Below are 19184 nucleotides of genomic sequence, written 5' to 3'. Positions count from 1 at the left end.
TTAACAATTGCTTGCAGGCTAGAAATAGCTCTGAAATGAATTGGTTGACTTAATCTGGCACTTTTTAACTAACACCAGATGACCGTGATGAGCGAGCTAAAGTCACTCAAGAAATAGCGCAAGAACAAACTGTTAAGCATTAGTCCCATGAATCCACATTGTCACATTTGCAATAGAGAACTAGAAGTTAAGGGTGATCCACTATCAATTGATTGTGGTGGTGATTGCTGGGGATGCATTGGTGAAATTGAAGCTGGCCAAGGCTATGAACCATCCGTAGTTCAGGTAAGGAAAGAGTTTTTAAACGGATTAAGACCGGATTGGATGCCAAGCCCTGAAACTAGTTATGAAATGGACTCAGAAACTCGATTACATATTAAAGTCAAGCTATCTCGGCCTCTCGGAGAACCATGGAGTGGCGAACTGTTCGAGTTAAAGATTATTTCTAAAGAATCGCCAATGGAAGAAGAACTAATCGAGCGAGCCCTGCTATCTACAAGCTCAAACGGCGAATGTATCTATGCGTCATCAGTTGATACGTCGATAAATGGTCCGGATTTATGGTATTACATCGTCCGTAAAGGAAACGAGTGGGGTTACCCAGTTTCCGTCGTAAAATATGCATAACAATAAGCGACGACAGGGTGTTGGCACTCCTAAATCATCGTATATTAGCAATAGCTAACAGACCGTTCCTGGCACATCAGAGACATTCGGCTCTAGCCCTAGATGCCGTGTAGTATCACGGCATGACGCAGTTTATTGTGGCTTTTACCAACGTTTCATAAAATGAAACGTTATCCACCCAATGCGTTTTTCGCATTATCCCGCCATTACGATTTATCGTAATCTCCCCCCTCCAAAAAAAAGAAACGTGTTTCTTGCTCCACCCTGAGGAAATTTAAAATCAAGTATGGAATGACGCCAAGCGGGTGTGCTTTTTCTGAATCCTGAAACCTACCACCTGCTCGCTTGAGGTGATTTTCAATCCCATTGCATACCTATTTAAATTTTTTTAACCTTAATTTAATTAACCCGTAAAACTTTCATGTGCTGTTTCATAACTTGCTGTTGCCCTTACTTTATATGGCTTCGTTGAAAAATCATCCTTAACCCGCCTACATAACAGCCAATAAATCGCCTAAACTTGTTAAGAGTAATAGCTCTATTTTTTGTTGACCTTGCCTGAAACTGGTTATATGGTGATAGGTTCCCCCAGCTGGATTTGCGGTAATTATTCAAAAATTCACGATGTTTATTCGAACCAAAAACGATACCGCCAGCAAGTTTTAGAAGGAGAAATAGCCATGCAACTTTATGATCACAGTCAACAAAAAGACAACTGTGGTTTCGGGTTAATCGCTCATCAAGAAGGTGAAACCAGTCATAAGTTGATCAAAACCGCCATTTCTGCATTAGATAGAATGCAGCATCGTGGTGGTATTGCGGCCGACGGCAAGACCGGTGACGGCTGTGGCTTGTTAATGCAAAAACCCGACAGTTTTTTTCGCGCAATCGCTCAGGAAAACGGCTGGCACCTAAGCAGTAAGTATTCTGTAGGTACCGTTTTTCTTAATCCGGATCCGGTTATTGCCAGTGAGACGAAAAAAATACTCGAACAGGAATTAAGCCAAGAGACTCTGGAAGTCGTTGGCTGGCGTGTGGTCCCAACCGATCCTAATGTACTAGGGCCCATCGCTAAGAATAACTTACCGACCATCGAACAGATTTTTGTTAATGGTCCTCGCGGCTGGCGCAGTAAAGATTTAGAACGCCGATTGTATATGGCGCGCCGTCGTGCGGAAAAACGCATTCAGGATTCGGTATTTTATGTTGCCAGCATGTCGTGTCAGGTAAACATTTATAAAGGTTTGGTTATGCCGGCCGATTTGCCGCGCTTTTACCTGGATCTGGCCGATATTCGGATGCAATCAGCAATTTGCGTCTTCCATCAGCGTTTTTCAACGAATACATCGCCACAATGGCATCTGGCGCAACCATTCCGTTATCTGGCTCACAATGGTGAAATCAATACCATTCAGGGTAACCGTCAATGGAGTAAGGCCCGTACTTATAAATTCAAAACCCCATTAATGCCTGATATGCAGGACGCGGCACCATTTGTAAATGAAAGTGGTTCAGATTCTTCATCGCTGGATAACATGCTGGAATTGTTTATGTCCGGCGGTATGGATTTATACCGTGCGATGCGTCTGTTAATGCCACCAGCTTGGCAAAACAATCCTTCAATGGATGATGAGCTCAAAGCATTCTATGAGTTTAACTCCATGCACATGGAGCCATGGGACGGCCCTGCGGGTATCGTTATGACCAATGGTCGTCACGTTGCCTGTAACCTTGACCGTAATGGTCTTCGTCCAGCTCGATATGTAAGAACCCGTAACGGCTTCATCACCTTGGCATCTGAAATTGGTATCTGGGATTACGGTGAAGATGAGGTTGTTGAAAAAGGCCGTGTTGGCCCAGGCGAAATGCTATCTGTCGATACCTATACTGGTAAAGTATTAAAATCCGCAGACATCGATAACGACCTGAAATCTCGCCACCCTTATCGTCAGTGGCTGAACAATAATATTCGTCAATTGATCCCATTCGATCAGTTGGCCGCCGAACTGGTTGGCAAGCGCGTATTCTCAGATCAACAAATGGCCGAGATGCACAAACTGTTTAACTATTCGTACGAAGAAATCCAACAAGTCATTAAGGTCATGGCCGAGAACGGTCAGGAAGCCACCGGTTCCATGGGGGATGATACCCCAATGGCAGTGCTTTCCAGTCGTCCAAGAACCTTGTTCGACTATTTCCGTCAGCAATTCGCTCAGGTAACCAACCCGCCAATTGATCCGTTACGCGAGCGTTACGTGATGTCGCTGGCAACCTGTATCGGTCGTGAGCATAACGTCTTTAACGAAACCACAGGTCATGCCGATCGGGTTCAGTTTGAAACTCCGGTATTGATGTATACCGGCATCAAACAGCTTAGAGAGTTTGACCCAGAGCATTATCGTTCAAGTACTATCTGTCTGAATTACTTACCTGAAGAAGGCCTGGAAAACGCCATTGAGCGCGTCTGTAATGAAGCGGTCGAGCTGGTTCGTAATGATACGGTAATTTTGATACTCAGCGATCGTCAGATCAGCAAAGACAAATTGCCCATTCCTGCGGCAATGGCCGTCGGAGCTGTGCAACAACGTCTGGTAAATGAGCAGCTACGTTGTGAATCCAACATTGTGGTGGAAACCGCTTCCGTGCGTGACCCTCATCATTTCGCGGTATTATTTGGCTTAGGGGCAACGGCGGTTTATCCGTTCCTTGCTTTTGAAACCATTGAGCAGATGGTTGAACAGGGCAAGATTGATTTACCAGCACGTACTGCGTTACAAAATTACCGTAATGCCATCAATAAAGGCCTCTTGAAAATCTTATCGAAGATGGGGATTTCAACAATCGCCAGCTATCGTTGTTCAGGACTTTATGAGGTCATCGGCCTGAATAAATCGATTATGGATTTATGTTTTCCGGGGATCCCAAGTCGCCTGCAAGGCGCTGATTTTAGCGATATCCAACAGGACAATATTAATCTCGCCCGCCGTGCCTGGTTACCGCATCAAAAAGTGTCCCATGGTGGCTTATTAAAGTATGTTCATGATGGTGAATATCACTGCTTTAACCCAGATGTGGTTAAGTCGTTGCAGGATTCCGTACAAAGCGGTAATTATGATGATTACAAAGTATTTGCCGATGCCGTGAATACCCGTCCGGTTGCGACTTTACGAGATTTAATGGCCTTAAAAGATAATACCGAGGCCATCGATATCGATGAGGTAGAACCGGACACAGAATTGTATAAGCGTTTTGATAGCGCTGCGATGTCAATTGGTGCCTTGTCTCCTGAAGCCCATGAGGCTCTGGCGATCGCGATGAACCGATTAGGGGGATTCTCTAATTCTGGTGAAGGCGGTGAAGATGCTGCACGATTTGGTACGGTGAAAAACTCTCGCATCAAGCAGATTGCATCGGGACGTTTTGGTGTCACACCTCACTATCTGGTTAATGCCGACGTACTGCAAATTAAAGTCGCTCAGGGTGCAAAACCTGGTGAAGGCGGTCAGTTACCGGGGGATAAAGTTACCCCGCTTATCGCCAAACTGCGCTTTTCGGTACCGGGTGTTACTTTGATTTCACCACCACCACATCACGATATTTATTCGATTGAAGATTTGGCTCAGCTGATTTTCGACCTGAAACAGGTTAACCCGAAATGCATCGTGTCAGTGAAACTGGTTTCCGGACCAGGTGTTGGTACTATCGCTTCTGGTGTTGCTAAAGCTTACGCGGATTTCATTACCATTTCTGGTTATGACGGTGGTACTGGTGCAAGTCCGTTAACCTCGGTGAAATATGCCGGTTGTCCATGGGAAATCGGCCTGGCCGAAGCGCATCAATCATTAGTTGAAAATGGTTTACGCCATAAGGTTCGTCTGCAAGTCGATGGCGGCCTGAAAACCGGATTAGATATCGTAAAAGCTGCAATTTTAGGTGCGGAAAGTTTCGGATTCGGAACGGCTCCTATGGTTGCATTAGGTTGTAAATTCCTACGTATTTGTCATTTGAACAACTGTGCGACAGGTGTTGCTACGCAAGATCAATTGCTACGGGATGAGTACTTTAAAGGCTTACCGGATCAAGTGATGAATTACTTCCGCTTTGTGGCTCAGGAGGTTCGTGAGATCCTTGCGCAATTAGGTGTTGCATCGCTTACCGAATTGATTGGTCGCACCGATTTATTGGTGCCATTGCAAGGTATTACCGCTAAGCAGCAAAAACTCGATCTTAGCCCAATTATGGCCAGTGTTGTCGCCAGCAAGCATACGGCGTTGCATCAAACTGAAGCGAATACACCATTTGATAAAGGTGAATTGAACCAGGCAATGCTGGCGCAGGTAGAAGATGCCATTGCTAACAAGTCTGGCGGTGAATTTAACTTTACCACGCAAAATACCGACCGTAGTGTTGGTGCTCTTATCTCCGGTGAAATTGCTCGTCAGCATGGTGACCAGGGAATGAGCGCCAATCCAATCAATATCAAACTAACCGGTACCGTCGGGCAAAGTTTCGCCTGCTGGAATGCTGGTGGTCTGAACATTACCTTGGTAGGTGATGCCAACGATTACGTGGGTAAAGGTATGGCCGGTGGTGAACTGGTAATCCATCCACCGAAAGGCGTGACCTACAAAACCCATCTGACACCGATTATGGGCAACACCTGTCTGTATGGTGCGACCGGTGGCCGTTTATATGCTGCAGGCTGTGCCGGCGAACGTTTCGGCGTACGTAACTCAGGCTGTAACGCAGTTGTCGAAGGTACGGGAGATCACGCTTGTGAATACATGACAGGCGGTATCGTTACTATCTTAGGTCAAACGGGATTAAACTTCGGTGCCGGTATGACCGGTGGTTTTGCTTATGTTCTTGATGAAGGCAATGATCTTGAAAAACGCATCAATGGCGAATCGATTGAGATTGTGTCTCTGGATGAATTAGTTATTCATCAGGAGCACCTGCGTGGCATCGTAAGCCATCACCTGGAATTAACCGGTAGTGAACGCGCACAGGATATTCTTGATAACTTTGCGACATATAGCCCGCAGTTCAAGTTGATCAAACCGAAAGCCGTGGATGTACAAACGCTGTTAGGACACCGCAGCCGTTCTTCCGCTGAACTACGTGTACAGGCGCAATAGAGGCAGTTATGAGTAAAAATGTTTATCAATTTGTGGATGTAAAAAGAATCGATCCACCCAAAAAAGCCATCGACGAACGGAAACAGGCTTTTGTTGAAATCTATAACCCATTAAGTGCCGAGCAAAGCAGTGGTCAGGCGGATCGTTGCCTTGATTGCGGTAATCCGTATTGCGAATGGAAATGTCCGGTGCACAATTACATTCCACAGTGGTTGGAATTAGTGACCGAAGGCAAGATATTCGAAGCCGCGGATCTGTGCCATCAAACCAACAGTTTACCGGAAATGTGTGGTCGCGTTTGTCCTCAGGACAGATTGTGTGAATCCGCCTGTACCCTGAACGATGAGTTTGGCGCGGTAACCATAGGTAATATCGAAAAGTACATTACCGATACGGCATTTGCACAAGGTTGGAAACCGGATTTGTCGCACGTTGTAAAAACCGACAAAAAAGTTGCGGTGATTGGCGCAGGACCGGCGGGTCTTGCCTGTGCGGATGTGTTAACGCGCCATGGTGTAAAAGCCGTCGTGTATGACAAGCAGGCACAAATCGGCGGCTTGTTAACCTTCGGTATTCCGTCGTTTAAATTAGAAAAAGAAGTGGTCCAAAAGCGTCGTGAAATCTTCGAAGGTATGGGCATCGAGTTTATTCTCAATACCAACGTAGGTGTGGATATCCAATTCTCTACGTTATGTGACGAATACGATGCCGTGTTCCTTGGATTGGGAACCTACACTGACATGACGGGCGGCTTTGCCAATGAAGGTGCAGAAGGTGTTTATAATGCACTCGATTATTTGATTGGAAATACCCAACACGTGATGGGCATTACCGACAACGCGAAGCCATACACCAATTTTAAAGACAAAAAAGTTGTGGTTCTCGGTGGTGGTGATACGGCAATGGACTGTGTTCGTACAGCAGTTCGTCAAGGTGGTGCCGAAGTTACCTGTGCATACCGTCGCGACGAAGCAAATATGCCGGGCTCTCCCAGAGAAGTTCAAAACGCTAAAGAGGAAGGGGTTAATTTCCAGTTTAACCTGCAGCCGATTGACATTAGCGTAGATCAAAATGGTGTAGCCAATGGTGTAACCTTTGTGCGTACCCAGTTAGGTCAGCCGGATGCCAATGGCCGTCGCTCTCCTGAGCCGATTGAAGGTAGCGAATTTACCATGGAAGCGGATGCGGTGGTTATCGCGTTTGGTTTCTTACCCAGCCCACCTCAATGGATGAAAGACGCAGGCGTTGAAGTGGATGCCAAAGGTCGGGTTATTGCTACGGAAAAATCGGCATTTGCGCTGCAAACCAGCAAGCAAAATATTTTTGCGGGTGGTGATATGGTTCGTGGTTCGGATCTGGTTGTTACTGCCGTTGATGAAGGCCGTAAAGCGGCGTTAGGTATTTTGGATTTTGTTTTTGCAGAGCAGTTGATTCAAATCCAGTCTGCGTAATACGCTCAACATAACATTCATCCGTATAAAATAAGCAGTGGGCGGCATCCGTCACCACTGCTTTTTTATTTCTCAGCGTAATTAAATTGTACTTTAACGCGGATTGACCACAACAGTTGTATTCAACATTCAAAGAACCGGTCTATATTTTTCTGCACACTAATCACGATTTTGATAATCTCAATGCTTATCCATTTTCATAATTAGAGTCTTTAGGCATGACCGACACAAATACAAAAACAATAACGTCGCAACAAGACACTACCCAAAGTATCCCGCAGGCCGCTGAGCCAGACGATCCTACAAGCCCATCCCGTATCAAAAAAGTATCGGTGCGCACCGGTCGACGATTATACCAATCACATTAAGTTTGTGCACAACTCAGAGTTAGGGCAGAGGTTCAGTTACAACATAGATTTTATTGATATAGTCATTCTATATTAATGAAATATAGGGCCGTAAATGGGCCTCTGGTAAACTCCCTACGGGTGAGTTTTAAAGGCGTTTATCCTGCGTCACTGATTTTGACAATGGAATAACCATTCTCTGCAATCAAAGCCTTGTCTAAAAGCCTTTAGATTCTCACTGAGTGAGCAATAATTTAATGTGATTGGTATTACAACAGAAAAACGTCAAAGCGGATTATGATGTCATCGTTATTGGATCTGGCATCGGTGGCTTGGTTAATGCAGCGTTGTTATCGTTGTCCGGCAAGAAGGTCTGCGTGTTGGAGCAACACTATACCGCCGGTGGTTTTACCCATGCTTATCAGCGTAAAGGTTATGAATGGGACGTAGGTGTGCATTACATCGGCGAAGTGCATCGAGAGCATGCCCCATTGCGTCGAATCTTTGATGTCGTTAGTGAAAACCGGCTGAAATGGCAGGCTATGGATCCGGTATACGATCGCATATTTATTGGTAATGAATCTTATGATCTAATCGCTGGCACCGAAAATTTTATCGAGTCTTTGGTAGAAAAATTCCCAGAAGAAAAGCAGGCTATCATTGAATATGTGCACCTGGTCCGTGATGTCAGCTATCGTTCAAATAAATATTTCGCCGCCCAGGCCATGCCAAAATGGCTAGCCAAAGCTTACAACAAAGTGCGTCCCAAAATGGTTCGCAAAGAATATTTCCAGACGACTTATGAGGTGTTAAGCCGCCTTACCGATAACCAACAATTGATTGGCGTATTGACCGGCCAGTGGGGTGATTATGGCTTGCCGCCAAAACAGTCGAGCTTTTTGATGCACGCATTGTTAGTAAAACATTATCTCAATGGCGCGGCATATCCTGTTGGTGGCGCTTCCTCGATTGCCCGGGAGATCATTCCGACCATTACCCAATCGGGTGGGGATGTGTTTACTGATGCCAAAGTTGAACAACTTTTGATTGAGAATAATCACGCTGTTGGGGTGAAACTTGCCAATGGTTTAGAAATAAAAGCTGGCCAGGTTGTTAGCAACATTGGTTATCTGAATACGGTTCGCAAGCTACTTCCTGAATCGGTACAAAGCCAGTTTAAGCTAAGAGAACAAGCCGACAAGATGAAGTCTTCAGGCGGCTCTTTGTGCCTTTATGCGGGCTTTAAGGGTTCCGCTAAGGAACTGGGATTAGATACCACCAACCTTTGGATTTACCCAAGCGCTGACCATGACTTTACCGTTAGCGAGTATGAAAAATCCTGTGGCGAAGATAACTTCCCTATCGTCTATATCAGCTTTCCATCCAGCAAAGACCCCGAATGGGATGAACGTTATCCGGGTAAATCTACGGTAGAAATTGTTACCCTTTCGAATATGAAATGGTTTGAGCAATGGCAAGGCAGTGAATGGAATAAACGCGGTGATGAATACGAAGCGCTGAAAGAGAAATTGTCTCAGCGTTTGTTAGATGTGTTGTTTAAGCATCGTCCGCAGTTAAAAGGCGCGCTTGATTACTATGAACTGTCCACGCCATTATCCACTGAATTTTATCAGCTTAATGACAATGGTGAGATTTACGGTTTAGAGCATAGTCTGGAACGTTTTAAAAACTCATCGGTTCATACCGAAACGCCGATTAGAAACTTCTATTTAACCGGTGCGGATGTGATCACCGCAGGTGTAGGTGGTGCAGCCATGGGCGGGGTGATCACCACCATGCGGATGATGGGGATGAAAAAAGCCAACAGCATTCAAACCCTATTGCGGGGCAAATAGCCCCGCACATAGGGCCTTCGCATGGGGTCAGAGTCAATTACATTTATTCTAAAACCAATAAATTCAGTAAGTTAATCTGCATTCATTGATGACTCTGACCCCATTATAATTTCGTTGAAGATTTATCTTCTCCCCAAAATTCGCAAGATTCGCAGAAACAGATTGATGATATCGATATAAAGCGCTGCAGCACTATCGATAGCATTGTCATAAGTTTTTGGAATCGCATTGGCACGAGCCCAGTCATAGCCGATATAGCCACAGAAAATCGCCACCACTATCCAGTCCATGATCCCGTGATGGGTATTAAAAATAAAGATCTGGATAAGCTCAACAATGATCACACAGATAAGCGCAATGGTTAGGCCACCAACAATTCGTTGGAAAAATGCCGGATACATGGAGCCTAATAACATCATCACGAAAGTAACCAGCCCGGTGGTGCGAATTGCCTCTGAAACGATCTCCGGATTATAACCACTGACAACAAGGTTAATAATCAATCCAAACGGTACCACGACAAAGTTGTAGCCAATAAAGCTGACAATGGGTTTTTCAGAATTATTAAATAAGTAAATTCCGAAAAAACAGGAGGCGAAATAACCACCAAAGAAAATCCACGGATTTATCCCGCTGATGGATTCTACGGGGATATATTCCACCATCATCCAGTTGACCCAAAATCCCCACAGCAAGGTTAAACCTAGCACTAGGTTGTAGGTCATTGGGCTAATAATTTTGTCCGTAGTGGACGTTCTTTCAAAAACACTGACTTCCATATTTACTTCCTTTTATTCCATTAAAAATATTAATTAAAAATCTACCATTTCGACTGGCTTTGCACTGGAAACGCCTTCGCCACTTTACTTACGAAAGATGTCTGTTCGGCTGTCGCATTACCGTCAACTTCAATAATTCGATTCAGTAACGCGTTAACTGAATCAACCTGTTCTGGCGAAAAATCGTCATAGGTGCGCTCTATACAACGATCGGGGTTATCGTAAAACTCCTGACCATTGCCAATCAAATGCACACTCGAAGACAATAATTCTTTGGCCTGAGAATTAGACAGGTGAAATTCACTTTCAAACATATCGACAATCGCCTGCTTTTGCGTCGCGGTAATATCGCCATCGGCTTTGGCGGCACCGACCACATACAAGGCGGCGACGTCCATTGGAGAGTCCAGCTTAAATACCGGATTTAAATCATGATTATTACGATATTTGCGGCGTCTGTGCCAGCTAAATGGGTTGAGCCAGCCAATATCTAAACCTGCTTCACTCAGACGATTAATCAGAATAAGAATGGTGATAATGGAGCCAATGACTCCGAGGATAATATGCATATGTACAGCTCCCTGTATTCGCCCGTTGTTGTAATTGTTTTGTGGGCTGCTGCAAATTTAACCGCACCATTAAATCACATTTAATTTGATAGGTCGAACAGGGATAGCAGATGGGGACAGAGTCATTAAGTTATGCCTATTAACCCATTGATAGTTAATGAAAACATAATTTGATAATTGACTCTGACCCCATGGGATCAGGTTTTAGCAACCGCGGCGCGAGCCTGGTGCAGCTTCTTGTAGCTGTCAATCAAACGAAGGTGCTTATCTAAACCTTCCAGTTTCATGCTGGTTGGTGTCAGGCCTGGGAAACGGATTTCGCCGTAAACCGTACCAATCACGGTTTCCATCACCTCTTCACCAAACATACGGTTTAGATTATGAATGTAATCGTCCAGCTCTAAATCTTCTTCCAGAGCAATTTCCAGTACCGCATGCACTGCCTGATAAAACAGGCCTCGCTCTAGTGTGTTGTCGTTGTACTGAAGGAATTCCTCTACCAGTTCCTGAGCCGTTTCTGCTTCACCAATGGCAAGGTAAATCAGGATCTTAAGCTCAAGAATCGTCAACTGTCCCCACACCGTATTCTCATCGAATTCAATGCCTATCAAGGTAATGATATCAATGTAATTATCCTGCTGACTCTCTTCTAAACGCGCCACTAATGCACTTAACTGCTCTTCATCAAGCTTGTGAATATTTAAGATATCTTCACGATAATCTAATGCTTTGTTGGTGTTGTCCCAAATTAAATCTTCCACCGGATAGATTTCCGAGTAATCTGGCACCAGAATACGACAGGCAGAAGCACCTAGTTGATCAAATTCGGCGACATAAACTTCCTTGCCCATATTCTCAAGAATACCGAATAGATAGGCACTTTCTTCTTCATTGCTACCGGTAAAATCCCATTCAACAAACTCATAATCGTGCTTAGCACTAAAGAAACGCCAGGAGATCACCCCGGTTGAATCGATAAAGTGTTCTACGAAATTCTCTGGCTCGCTCACCGCCATACTATTGAACGTCGGTTTTGGAACATCGTTCAGACCTTCAAAGCTTCGGCCCTGTAACAGCTCTGTCAGGCTACGTTCTAATGCCACTTCAAAACTCGGGTGCGCGCCAAAGGACGCAAATACGCCACCGGTTTTCGGGTTCATCAAGGTGACACACATCACCGGGAACTGCCCGCCTAATGACGCATCTTTGACCACCACGGGAAAACCCTGCGCTTCCAGCCCTTCAATACCAGCGACAATATCAGGGAATCTGGCCAGTACGTCCTTGGGCACATCAGGAAGAACAATTTCCTGCTCTATTATCTGGCGTTTTACGGCGCGCTCAAAAATCTCCGACAAACACTGTACATGGGCTTCTTCGGCATTATTACCAGCACTCATACCATTACTAAGAAACAGGTTTTCAATCAGATTGGAAGGAAAATAAACGGTCTCACCATCGGATTGACGCGTGTAAGGAATGGAACAAATACCACGCTCCGTATTTCCAGAGTTGGTATCGATTAAATTTGACCCCTTTAATTCGCCACTTGGATCGTATATTTCCCGGGTATATTCATCCAAAATACCGTCAGGTAAGGCATCATCGGCCTCTAATTTAAACCACTTTTCATTGGGATAGTGGACAAATTCTGCATTGGCAATCTCTTCACCAAAGAACTGATCGTTATAAAAGAAATTACAATTCAAACGCTCAATGAATTCGCCTAAGGCAGAACAAAGCGCGCTTTCTTTACTTGCCCCTTTACCATTGGTGAAACACATTGGAGACGCCGCATCACGAATATGCAATGACCAGACATTTGGAACGATATTGCGCCACGAGGAGACTTCGATTTTCATCCCGAGATCGGCCAGCATCTGAGTCATATTGGCAATGGTTTTCTCAAGCGGTAGATCCTTACCAAGGATGTACGTGGTGTCGTCTTGCGGAAATTCCGTGAGCATGGCATTGGCGTCTTCATCCAGGCTTTCCACCACGTCCACTTTAAACTCTGGCTCTGTTTGAATAACTTTCTTAACCGTACAACGGTCAATTGAGCGCAAAATGCCCTGCTGGTCTTTTTCGGAAATGGTATCCGGTAATTCAATCTGGATCTGGAAAATCTGATTATAGCGATCTTCCGGGTCGACAATATTGTTTTGTGAAAGACGAATGTTATCGGTTGGAATATTGCGAGCATTACAATAAACCCGCACAAAATACCCGGCACACAATGCCGACGATGCGAGAAAATAGTCAAATGGACTCGGCGCCGAACCATCACCCTTATAGCGAATCGGTTGGTCGGTCACGACGGTGAAATCATCAAACTTGGCTTCAAGCCTGAGGTTTTCAAGAAAATTTACTTTGATTTCCATTAACGGTTCTCCGCAACAATGCGTTTATGGCGAGCTTCTAAATTGGCGGCAATTATAAAGAATTGTCTGAGGATACACAGTATTCAATTGCAATAATATATATCCGCTTCATCAAATGTATGCTGTCTGACACCAGAAGTTGTATAAAACCACCGGTATAATACCCCTATAAATAGACATTAACCTTAATAAAGACACTTTAGCATTCCGAACTTAACCGCAAAAGTCGATGCTATCCAGTATAGACGGACCTTAGGGCTCTGGCTTAACCCTTAAACGATGACGTCACGATTGCGGGCGAAACAGTCGCGGGCGCATCATCGAACGCCGCACGCTCGCCCTCTTCACCAATCGACAGGAATAGCCTGCATGGCTAATAAACCCTGATGGTATTAGCGTGATATCCGATCAACGCAACGCACCATTACAGTGCACACGCACGAATTTAGTTCAAAAAAGCACCGCCTTGTTTATCGACATGCCCCAAACATAAGCAATTCAGAAGGATTTCATCTTGGTACGCTTGTTGCTCAATCATTACTAATGAATTGAATAACCCCTAAATATAGGCAAGGCTGGAATTTTGCAAAACGAATACATCATTTCAACGGATCTCGACGGTACCCTACTCGACCACCACACCTATCGATTCAATAAAGCAATGCCGGCTCTGGAGTATTGCGACAATGCTCAGGTTCCCATCATCTTTAATACCAGCAAAACCTTTATCGAAACCGAACGCCTTTGCAAAACCTTAAATAACAACCACCCTTTTATCATTGAAAATGGCTCCGCCCTATATATCCCTAAAGACTATTTTGAAAAAGATCTGGAGCACAAAATTCCTCGCTATGACGCCGGCGCATACTGGCTTTACAAATTTGGCCTTAATCGCTCGGAGATATTGTCCCGTCTGACAACGTTTAATGCTCAGCATTCCTATAAGTTTCGTGGTTTTAATTCCATGTCTGCCCGCGAGCTATGCAAGGTTACCGGTTTAACTTTAGATCAGGCCGCCAGCGCGCAGGAGCGACAATATTCTGAACCGCTTTATTGGTTAGACAAAACCGACAGCCTGCAGTCGTTTGCCAAACACCTGCAGTTATACGGATTAAATGTGATCAAGGGTGGTCGTTTCGTCCATGTTCTTGGGCAAAGCAATAAAGCCAAACCATTAGCTTTTCTTAAAGAAATGTATGAGTTAAACAGCGAAAACCAACATACCCTGATTGCACTTGGCGACAGTGACAATGACAAAGACATGTTAAATTGTGCCGATATCGCCATCGTTATTGCGTCACCGGTACATGAAAACCCAGTTATTGAGACACATCCACACCTTATCCGTTCGCGCTATCAAGGACCAGATGGCTGGAACGATTCAATTTTAACCTTGTTACAGGACAATACTTAATCCAGTAAACAGATACTAAGGAGATCTTTTATGGGAGACTTTTATCAAAACGGGATAATTACGACGTTACATAATCTGTCCCGCCGTCCGGTCGAAGAGATGGAAGAGGAGCTAAAAGAGTTTAGCCAGGTTCGACCGATGGGGTTAGTTCTCCCATCTTTATATTCGGAACTAGAAACCGAGGCGTTACCTAATATCATTGATGAACTTGCCAAAGTCCCCTATCTGTCGCAGATAGTCATTGGTCTGGACAGAGCCGATGAACAGCAATACCGCCACGCATTGGAATTTTTTTCCAAGCTGCCACAACCGCACCAGGTGCTTTGGAATGATGGCCCCAGATTGAAAGCGCTGGACAAAGAGCTTCAGGCATTAGGTCTTGCCCCAGAACAAATGGGCAAAGGCCGTAACGTTTGGTATTGCTTTGGCTACACCCTGGCCTGTAATCAGGTCGAATCGGTTGCCCTGCATGATTGCGACATTTTGACTTACGACCGTAACCTGCTGGCACGATTGATTTATCCAGTTGCGAATCCGAAATTTAACTACGAATTCTGCAAAGGCTTTTATTCGCGCATTGCCAACGGCACCCTTAATGGCCGGGTGAGTCGCTTGCTGGTAACGCCTTTAATCCGAGCGTTAAAAAAGCTAGTAGATGATACCGAATATCTCGATTACCTTGATAGCTATCGCTACGCCCTTGCCGGTGAATTCTCGTTCCGTATCGATGTGCTCAATGACTTACGCATCCCTAGTGACTGGGGTCTGGAAATCGGGGTATTGGCAGAAATGAAACGAAACTATGCGACTAATCGATTATGCCAGGTAGATATTGCCGACGTATATGATCACAAACATCAGGATCTGTCTCAGGATGACGATTGCAATGGTCTGTCAAAGATGTCCATTGATATTGCTAAAGCACTGTTTCGCAAACTCGCCATTCAGGGAACGGTATTTAACAACGGTACGTTCCGAACGCTAAAGGCTACTTACTATCGGATAGCTCTGGATTTTATCGAAACCTACCGCAATGACGCTATGATCAATGGCTTAAAACTTGACGTTCATAAAGAAGAACAAGCGGTTGAACTGTTTGCGGAAAACATCATTAAAGCCGGAAACAAGTTTTTGGAAGATCCGATGGAAACGCCGTTTATTCCAAGTTGGAACCGGGTTATTAATGCCGTACCGGATATTTTTGAACGACTAAAAGCTGCAGTCGAAGCAGATAATCAGGAATTTTCGGCACATTTACAGAAAAAATCCGCCTGATATCGGGTTATCAGTGAGTCGAATTGAATCGGCTCACTACACTCACTTTTCAATAAATTTGGTGCACAAAACAAGGAGTATCACCAGCAATGACCACTGATCTCTTGCAACGGGTCGAAGCACACCTAAGCGTAATTTACCCAAATGAAAATTGTCTTGATTTAGCACGACAGTTAATTAGCACCATGGATATCCCGACCGATGCGGAGTCGCCCGCGCCATTTACCAATTTGTGGGACGAAAATGATATCTACCTCATCACCTATGGCGACAGTTTGCTCGACGAAAGCAAAGGTCCGCAACATAATCCGTTAAAAAACCTCAATCATTTTGTGAAGAATTACGTAAACGATGTGGTGAGTGCGGTTCATGTTCTACCGTTTTACCCATATAGCTCCGACGATGGTTTTGCGGTGATTGATTATTACCAGGTTAATGAAGCCCTCGGTGACTGGACCGAAATTCAGGAGATGAGCAAACACGTCAAAGTGATGGCAGATGTTGTCATTAATCATTGCTCGGCCCGAAGTGGTTGGTTTGAAAACTTCAAACAGGGCAAACATCCGGGTAAGGATTATTTCTTTGAAGCACCGCCAACACAAGACACGTCCTTAGTGGTTCGCCCCAGAACTCATGAATTGCTTAAAGAAGTCGTCACTGCAGATGGTACCAAATACGTGTGGTGCACATTTAGTCATGATCAAGTGGATTTTGATTTTCGTAACCCTAAAGTGCTCGATGAATTTGTGAGTATTCTCAATTTTTATCTCGAGCAAGGGATTACCATTTTCCGCTTCGATGCGGTGGCATTTTTGTGGAAAGAAGCGGGTACCACCTGCCTTAACCTGCCACAAACCCATGAAATTGTGCGCTTACTGCGTTTACTGGTAGAGCATAAAAATCCGCAAGCGGTGATTATCACCGAGACCAATATTCCGAACCGCCAGAATCTCATGTATTTTGGTAACGCCAATGAAGCCCATGCTATCTATAATTTTTCACTACCGCCGTTACTGATCAATACCCTGGTAACCGGCGACTGCACCCATTTAAAAACCTGGCTGATGTCTTTGCCGCCAGCCCAAAACGGTACAGCGTACTTTAATTTTATCGCCTCTCACGACGGTGTTGGTCTGCGCCCCGTCGAAGGCCTGCTATCGGAAGAAGAAACCGATCTGTTAATCAATACCATGGTTAGCTTTGGTGGTCGGGTTTCCTGGCGCGCCCTCAAAGGCGGACGCAACCAACCTTATGAAATGAATATCAGCCTTTTTGATGCCTTGTCCGGCACCGTCGAAGGCTTAGATGGATTACAAAAACAACGATTTATTTGTGCCCATACCATCATGCTGGGCATAGAAGGCATACCGGCAATTTACATTCATAGTTTTGTTGGCACCCAAAACGACATTGAGCGGGTAAATCTTAGCAACCAAAATCGCTGTATTAATCGCCACAAATGGGACTATCCAAGTTTACAGGCGCATTTAAGCAATAGTTTTAGTCACCATGCGCAGGTATTTGACGAAATGACTACCCTGATAAAGCTACGCAAACAACAAAAAGCGTTTCATCCCAACGCTACTCAGTTTACCTTGCATCTGGGGGTTCAATTATTTGGCTTTTGGCGCCAGAGTCTTGACCGGAGACAAAGCGTATTTTGTATCTCCAATATTACTTGTGAGGCCCAGGAGTTAACGTTAGCCGATCTAAATCTCATTGATCTTGACGAATGGCGAGACCTAATCACCGGGCAGGAGTTTAGCAACGTGCGGGAATGCATCACGCTAGCACCGTACCAGACGGTTTGGATCTCTAATTAACCTGTTGCATGCGTTGCATTCGTTGCATCTTGCGCACGTAAGGGCGAAACCAAAACTCAACGAACAACATTGCATATACCAAGGGTTTTACCACGAGTGTAAGGCCCTTAGTCAGCGGCGTATAGACCTGAGGATTGTGCACCGCCAGCGTTATTGCACAAACCAGGGATACCATGAAACCGATGCCATAAGCGGTGCGATTGACCGCTTTTCCTTGTGCTATCAGGTTATCAAGGTCATCAACATAGCTAGGATAACGAACAATCCACGAGGTGCTATCAAACAATCGATGCGTGGCTTTAAAACCATAGTTCATGCAGGTCAGCATCAAGGTTAATCCTATCACCAATGCAAAACTTGCCAACTCCCATTGACCATGGGTTCCGGTTAATAAAATAATCGCCGGGATCGCTAACCCGAGCACCAACAACCCAAGAGCTGAACCCCAGTCATTACGGTAAACGACATCACGATTCAAGGATTCGGTTAGGTGTTGGTCGTTCACCGGATTCTCGTTTACTTGGTTAACGGTGACATCGGTTTCGACCGTTTGAGAATCGAAAGCCGGCGTTGCAACAGCCACTTCAAGCTCACTCACGGCAATGCCAAACGCGCTGGCAAGTGCAGCCTTCGTTGATAGAGAATATCGCCCTTGTTTTTCAACCCGTTGGATGGTTCGTTCGCTCAAACCTGACAGCGATGCGAGCTTTTCCTGGGACCAGCCACGCTGTCTCCTAAGTTCACCGATGTTGTTTTTATTCTTGTTCATGACATCCTAAAAAGATGGCTACATATGATAAACGTGAATATATCGTGTGTGATCAGACAAAGCCACGACGCTTCGCTGCAAAATGACGACAAAAACCCGACAATGCCCATTTAACAGGCGATAAACTGCGTCTTCCCCTGTATTTTTTTAAGTGCCGTTAGAGTACTTTGTTATCGAGTTTTTCCACTTTTTGCAAAAACGCATCCAATTCGATTACGCGCTTACAATCAAGTTGATGCTTATTGTGAAAGAAAATCTGCAAGGTCACCGCATGATCCGACAAGGTTAACGTGTAGCCATCGTAATCACTTTCCACGGTTAAATCGCCAAGTTTGTGACCGCGCTCCAACCGCTGCCCATGACTCATAATTTTATTGCACACCCGAAGGGCTTGTTTAATATCAATCGCGTCTTGCACAGCCATTCTCCACTGTCAGTTTCAACCATCCTATCGATAAACATACGTGATTACCAAGGTAAAGGATTGCTCAATCGGTTAAGCTTTATAAAAAACGCTCCCCACGATAACCAGCATTTAGGAACACCAATGACACAAACTATCCGTAACCTGTCTTATCTGGTTCATGATTGTGACGAGACTATCGCTTTTTTTACCAACCGACTGGGGTTCGCACTAATCAGTGACTTTGACTTAGGTGAAGGCAAACGTTGGGTACAGTTATACCAATCACATTAAGTTTGTGCACAACTCAGAGTTAGGGCAGAGGTTCAGTTACCACATAGATTTTATTGAT

The 19184-nt window shown here is 44.9% G+C and carries 13 protein-coding genes; 8 read left to right on the top strand and 5 right to left on the bottom strand.

What is annotated here, in order from left to right:
* Positions 1–147 precede the first annotated feature (147 nt).
* The 4 genes from ACHUFQ_RS15535 (at position 148) to ACHUFQ_RS15520 (ending at position 9419) form a co-directional block, all read left to right on the top strand.
* Entirely contained in the window at positions 148–627 is a 480-nt protein-coding gene (locus tag ACHUFQ_RS15535) for a hypothetical protein (protein WP_394176765.1), read from the top strand.
* A 680-nt stretch (positions 628–1307) separates the two neighbouring features.
* On the top strand, positions 1308–5765 hold the full coding sequence (gene gltB / locus ACHUFQ_RS15530; protein WP_394176764.1) for a glutamate synthase large subunit: 4458 nt from the start codon (positions 1308–1310) through the stop codon (positions 5763–5765).
* A gap of 8 nt (positions 5766–5773) precedes the next feature.
* Entirely contained in the window at positions 5774–7216 is a 1443-nt protein-coding gene (locus ACHUFQ_RS15525; protein ID WP_394176763.1) for an FAD-dependent oxidoreductase, read from the top strand.
* 610 nt (positions 7217–7826) lie between these two features.
* The gene (locus tag ACHUFQ_RS15520) at positions 7827–9419 is read left to right on the top strand and encodes a phytoene desaturase family protein (RefSeq protein ID WP_394176762.1); all 1593 of its coding nucleotides are present in this window, start codon (positions 7827–7829) and stop codon (positions 9417–9419) included.
* Between the two features lie 122 nt (positions 9420–9541).
* On the opposite strand, the gene ACHUFQ_RS15515 is transcribed toward ACHUFQ_RS15520, so the two are convergent.
* The 3 genes from ACHUFQ_RS15515 to ACHUFQ_RS15505 all read right to left on the bottom strand — a co-directional run bounded on the left by ACHUFQ_RS15515 (position 9542) and on the right by ACHUFQ_RS15505 (position 13148).
* On the bottom strand, positions 9542–10198 hold the full coding sequence (locus ACHUFQ_RS15515) for a Bax inhibitor-1 family protein (RefSeq protein ID WP_394176761.1): 657 nt from the start codon (positions 10196–10198) through the stop codon (positions 9542–9544).
* Positions 10199–10239: 41 nt separating this feature from the next.
* A complete protein-coding gene (locus ACHUFQ_RS15510; RefSeq protein WP_138318427.1) occupies positions 10240–10767 on the bottom strand; it encodes a tellurite resistance TerB family protein in 528 nt (175 codons plus the stop codon).
* Positions 10768–10964: 197 nt separating this feature from the next.
* Positions 10965–13148 carry an OsmC domain/YcaO domain-containing protein gene (locus ACHUFQ_RS15505; protein ID WP_394176760.1) on the bottom strand — a complete coding sequence of 728 codons (2184 nt, stop codon included), beginning with the start codon at positions 13146–13148 and terminating at the stop codon, positions 10965–10967.
* Between the two features lie 583 nt (positions 13149–13731).
* Between ACHUFQ_RS15505 and ACHUFQ_RS15500 the strand changes: the two genes are divergently transcribed.
* From ACHUFQ_RS15500 to ACHUFQ_RS15490, 3 genes are all read left to right on the top strand, one after another.
* Positions 13732–14562 carry an HAD-IIB family hydrolase gene (locus ACHUFQ_RS15500; RefSeq protein WP_394176759.1) on the top strand — a complete coding sequence of 277 codons (831 nt, stop codon included), beginning with the start codon at positions 13732–13734 and terminating at the stop codon, positions 14560–14562.
* Positions 14563–14592: 30 nt separating this feature from the next.
* Positions 14593–15837, top strand: a complete 1245-nt coding sequence (locus ACHUFQ_RS15495; protein WP_394176758.1) for a glycosyltransferase family protein — start codon at positions 14593–14595, stop codon at positions 15835–15837.
* An 89-nt stretch (positions 15838–15926) separates the two neighbouring features.
* The gene (locus ACHUFQ_RS15490) at positions 15927–17660 is read left to right on the top strand and encodes a sugar phosphorylase (protein WP_394176757.1); all 1734 of its coding nucleotides are present in this window, start codon (positions 15927–15929) and stop codon (positions 17658–17660) included.
* On the opposite strand, the gene ACHUFQ_RS15485 is transcribed toward ACHUFQ_RS15490, so the two are convergent.
* Together ACHUFQ_RS15485 and ACHUFQ_RS15480 are read right to left on the bottom strand one after the other, a co-directional pair.
* The gene (locus ACHUFQ_RS15485) at positions 17653–18429 is read right to left on the bottom strand and encodes a helix-turn-helix transcriptional regulator (protein ID WP_394176756.1); all 777 of its coding nucleotides are present in this window, start codon (positions 18427–18429) and stop codon (positions 17653–17655) included. The genes ACHUFQ_RS15490 and ACHUFQ_RS15485 overlap by 8 nt on opposite strands.
* Before the next feature lie 157 nt (positions 18430–18586).
* Positions 18587–18847, bottom strand: coding sequence for a DUF3081 family protein (locus ACHUFQ_RS15480; RefSeq protein ID WP_394176755.1), 261 nt, complete (start codon positions 18845–18847; stop codon positions 18587–18589).
* A gap of 129 nt (positions 18848–18976) precedes the next feature.
* Between ACHUFQ_RS15480 and ACHUFQ_RS15475 the strand changes: the two genes are divergently transcribed.
* The gene (locus tag ACHUFQ_RS15475; RefSeq protein ID WP_394176754.1) at positions 18977–19126 is read left to right on the top strand and encodes a VOC family protein; all 150 of its coding nucleotides are present in this window, start codon (positions 18977–18979) and stop codon (positions 19124–19126) included.
* Positions 19127–19184: the final 58 nt, after the last annotated feature.

The sequence above is a fragment of the Thalassotalea litorea genome, assembly GCF_043642205.1.
GTDB classification, from domain to species: Bacteria; Pseudomonadota; Gammaproteobacteria; order Enterobacterales; family Alteromonadaceae; genus Thalassotalea_A; species Thalassotalea_A litorea.
This window is presented reverse-complemented; position numbering and strand designations above follow the sequence as displayed.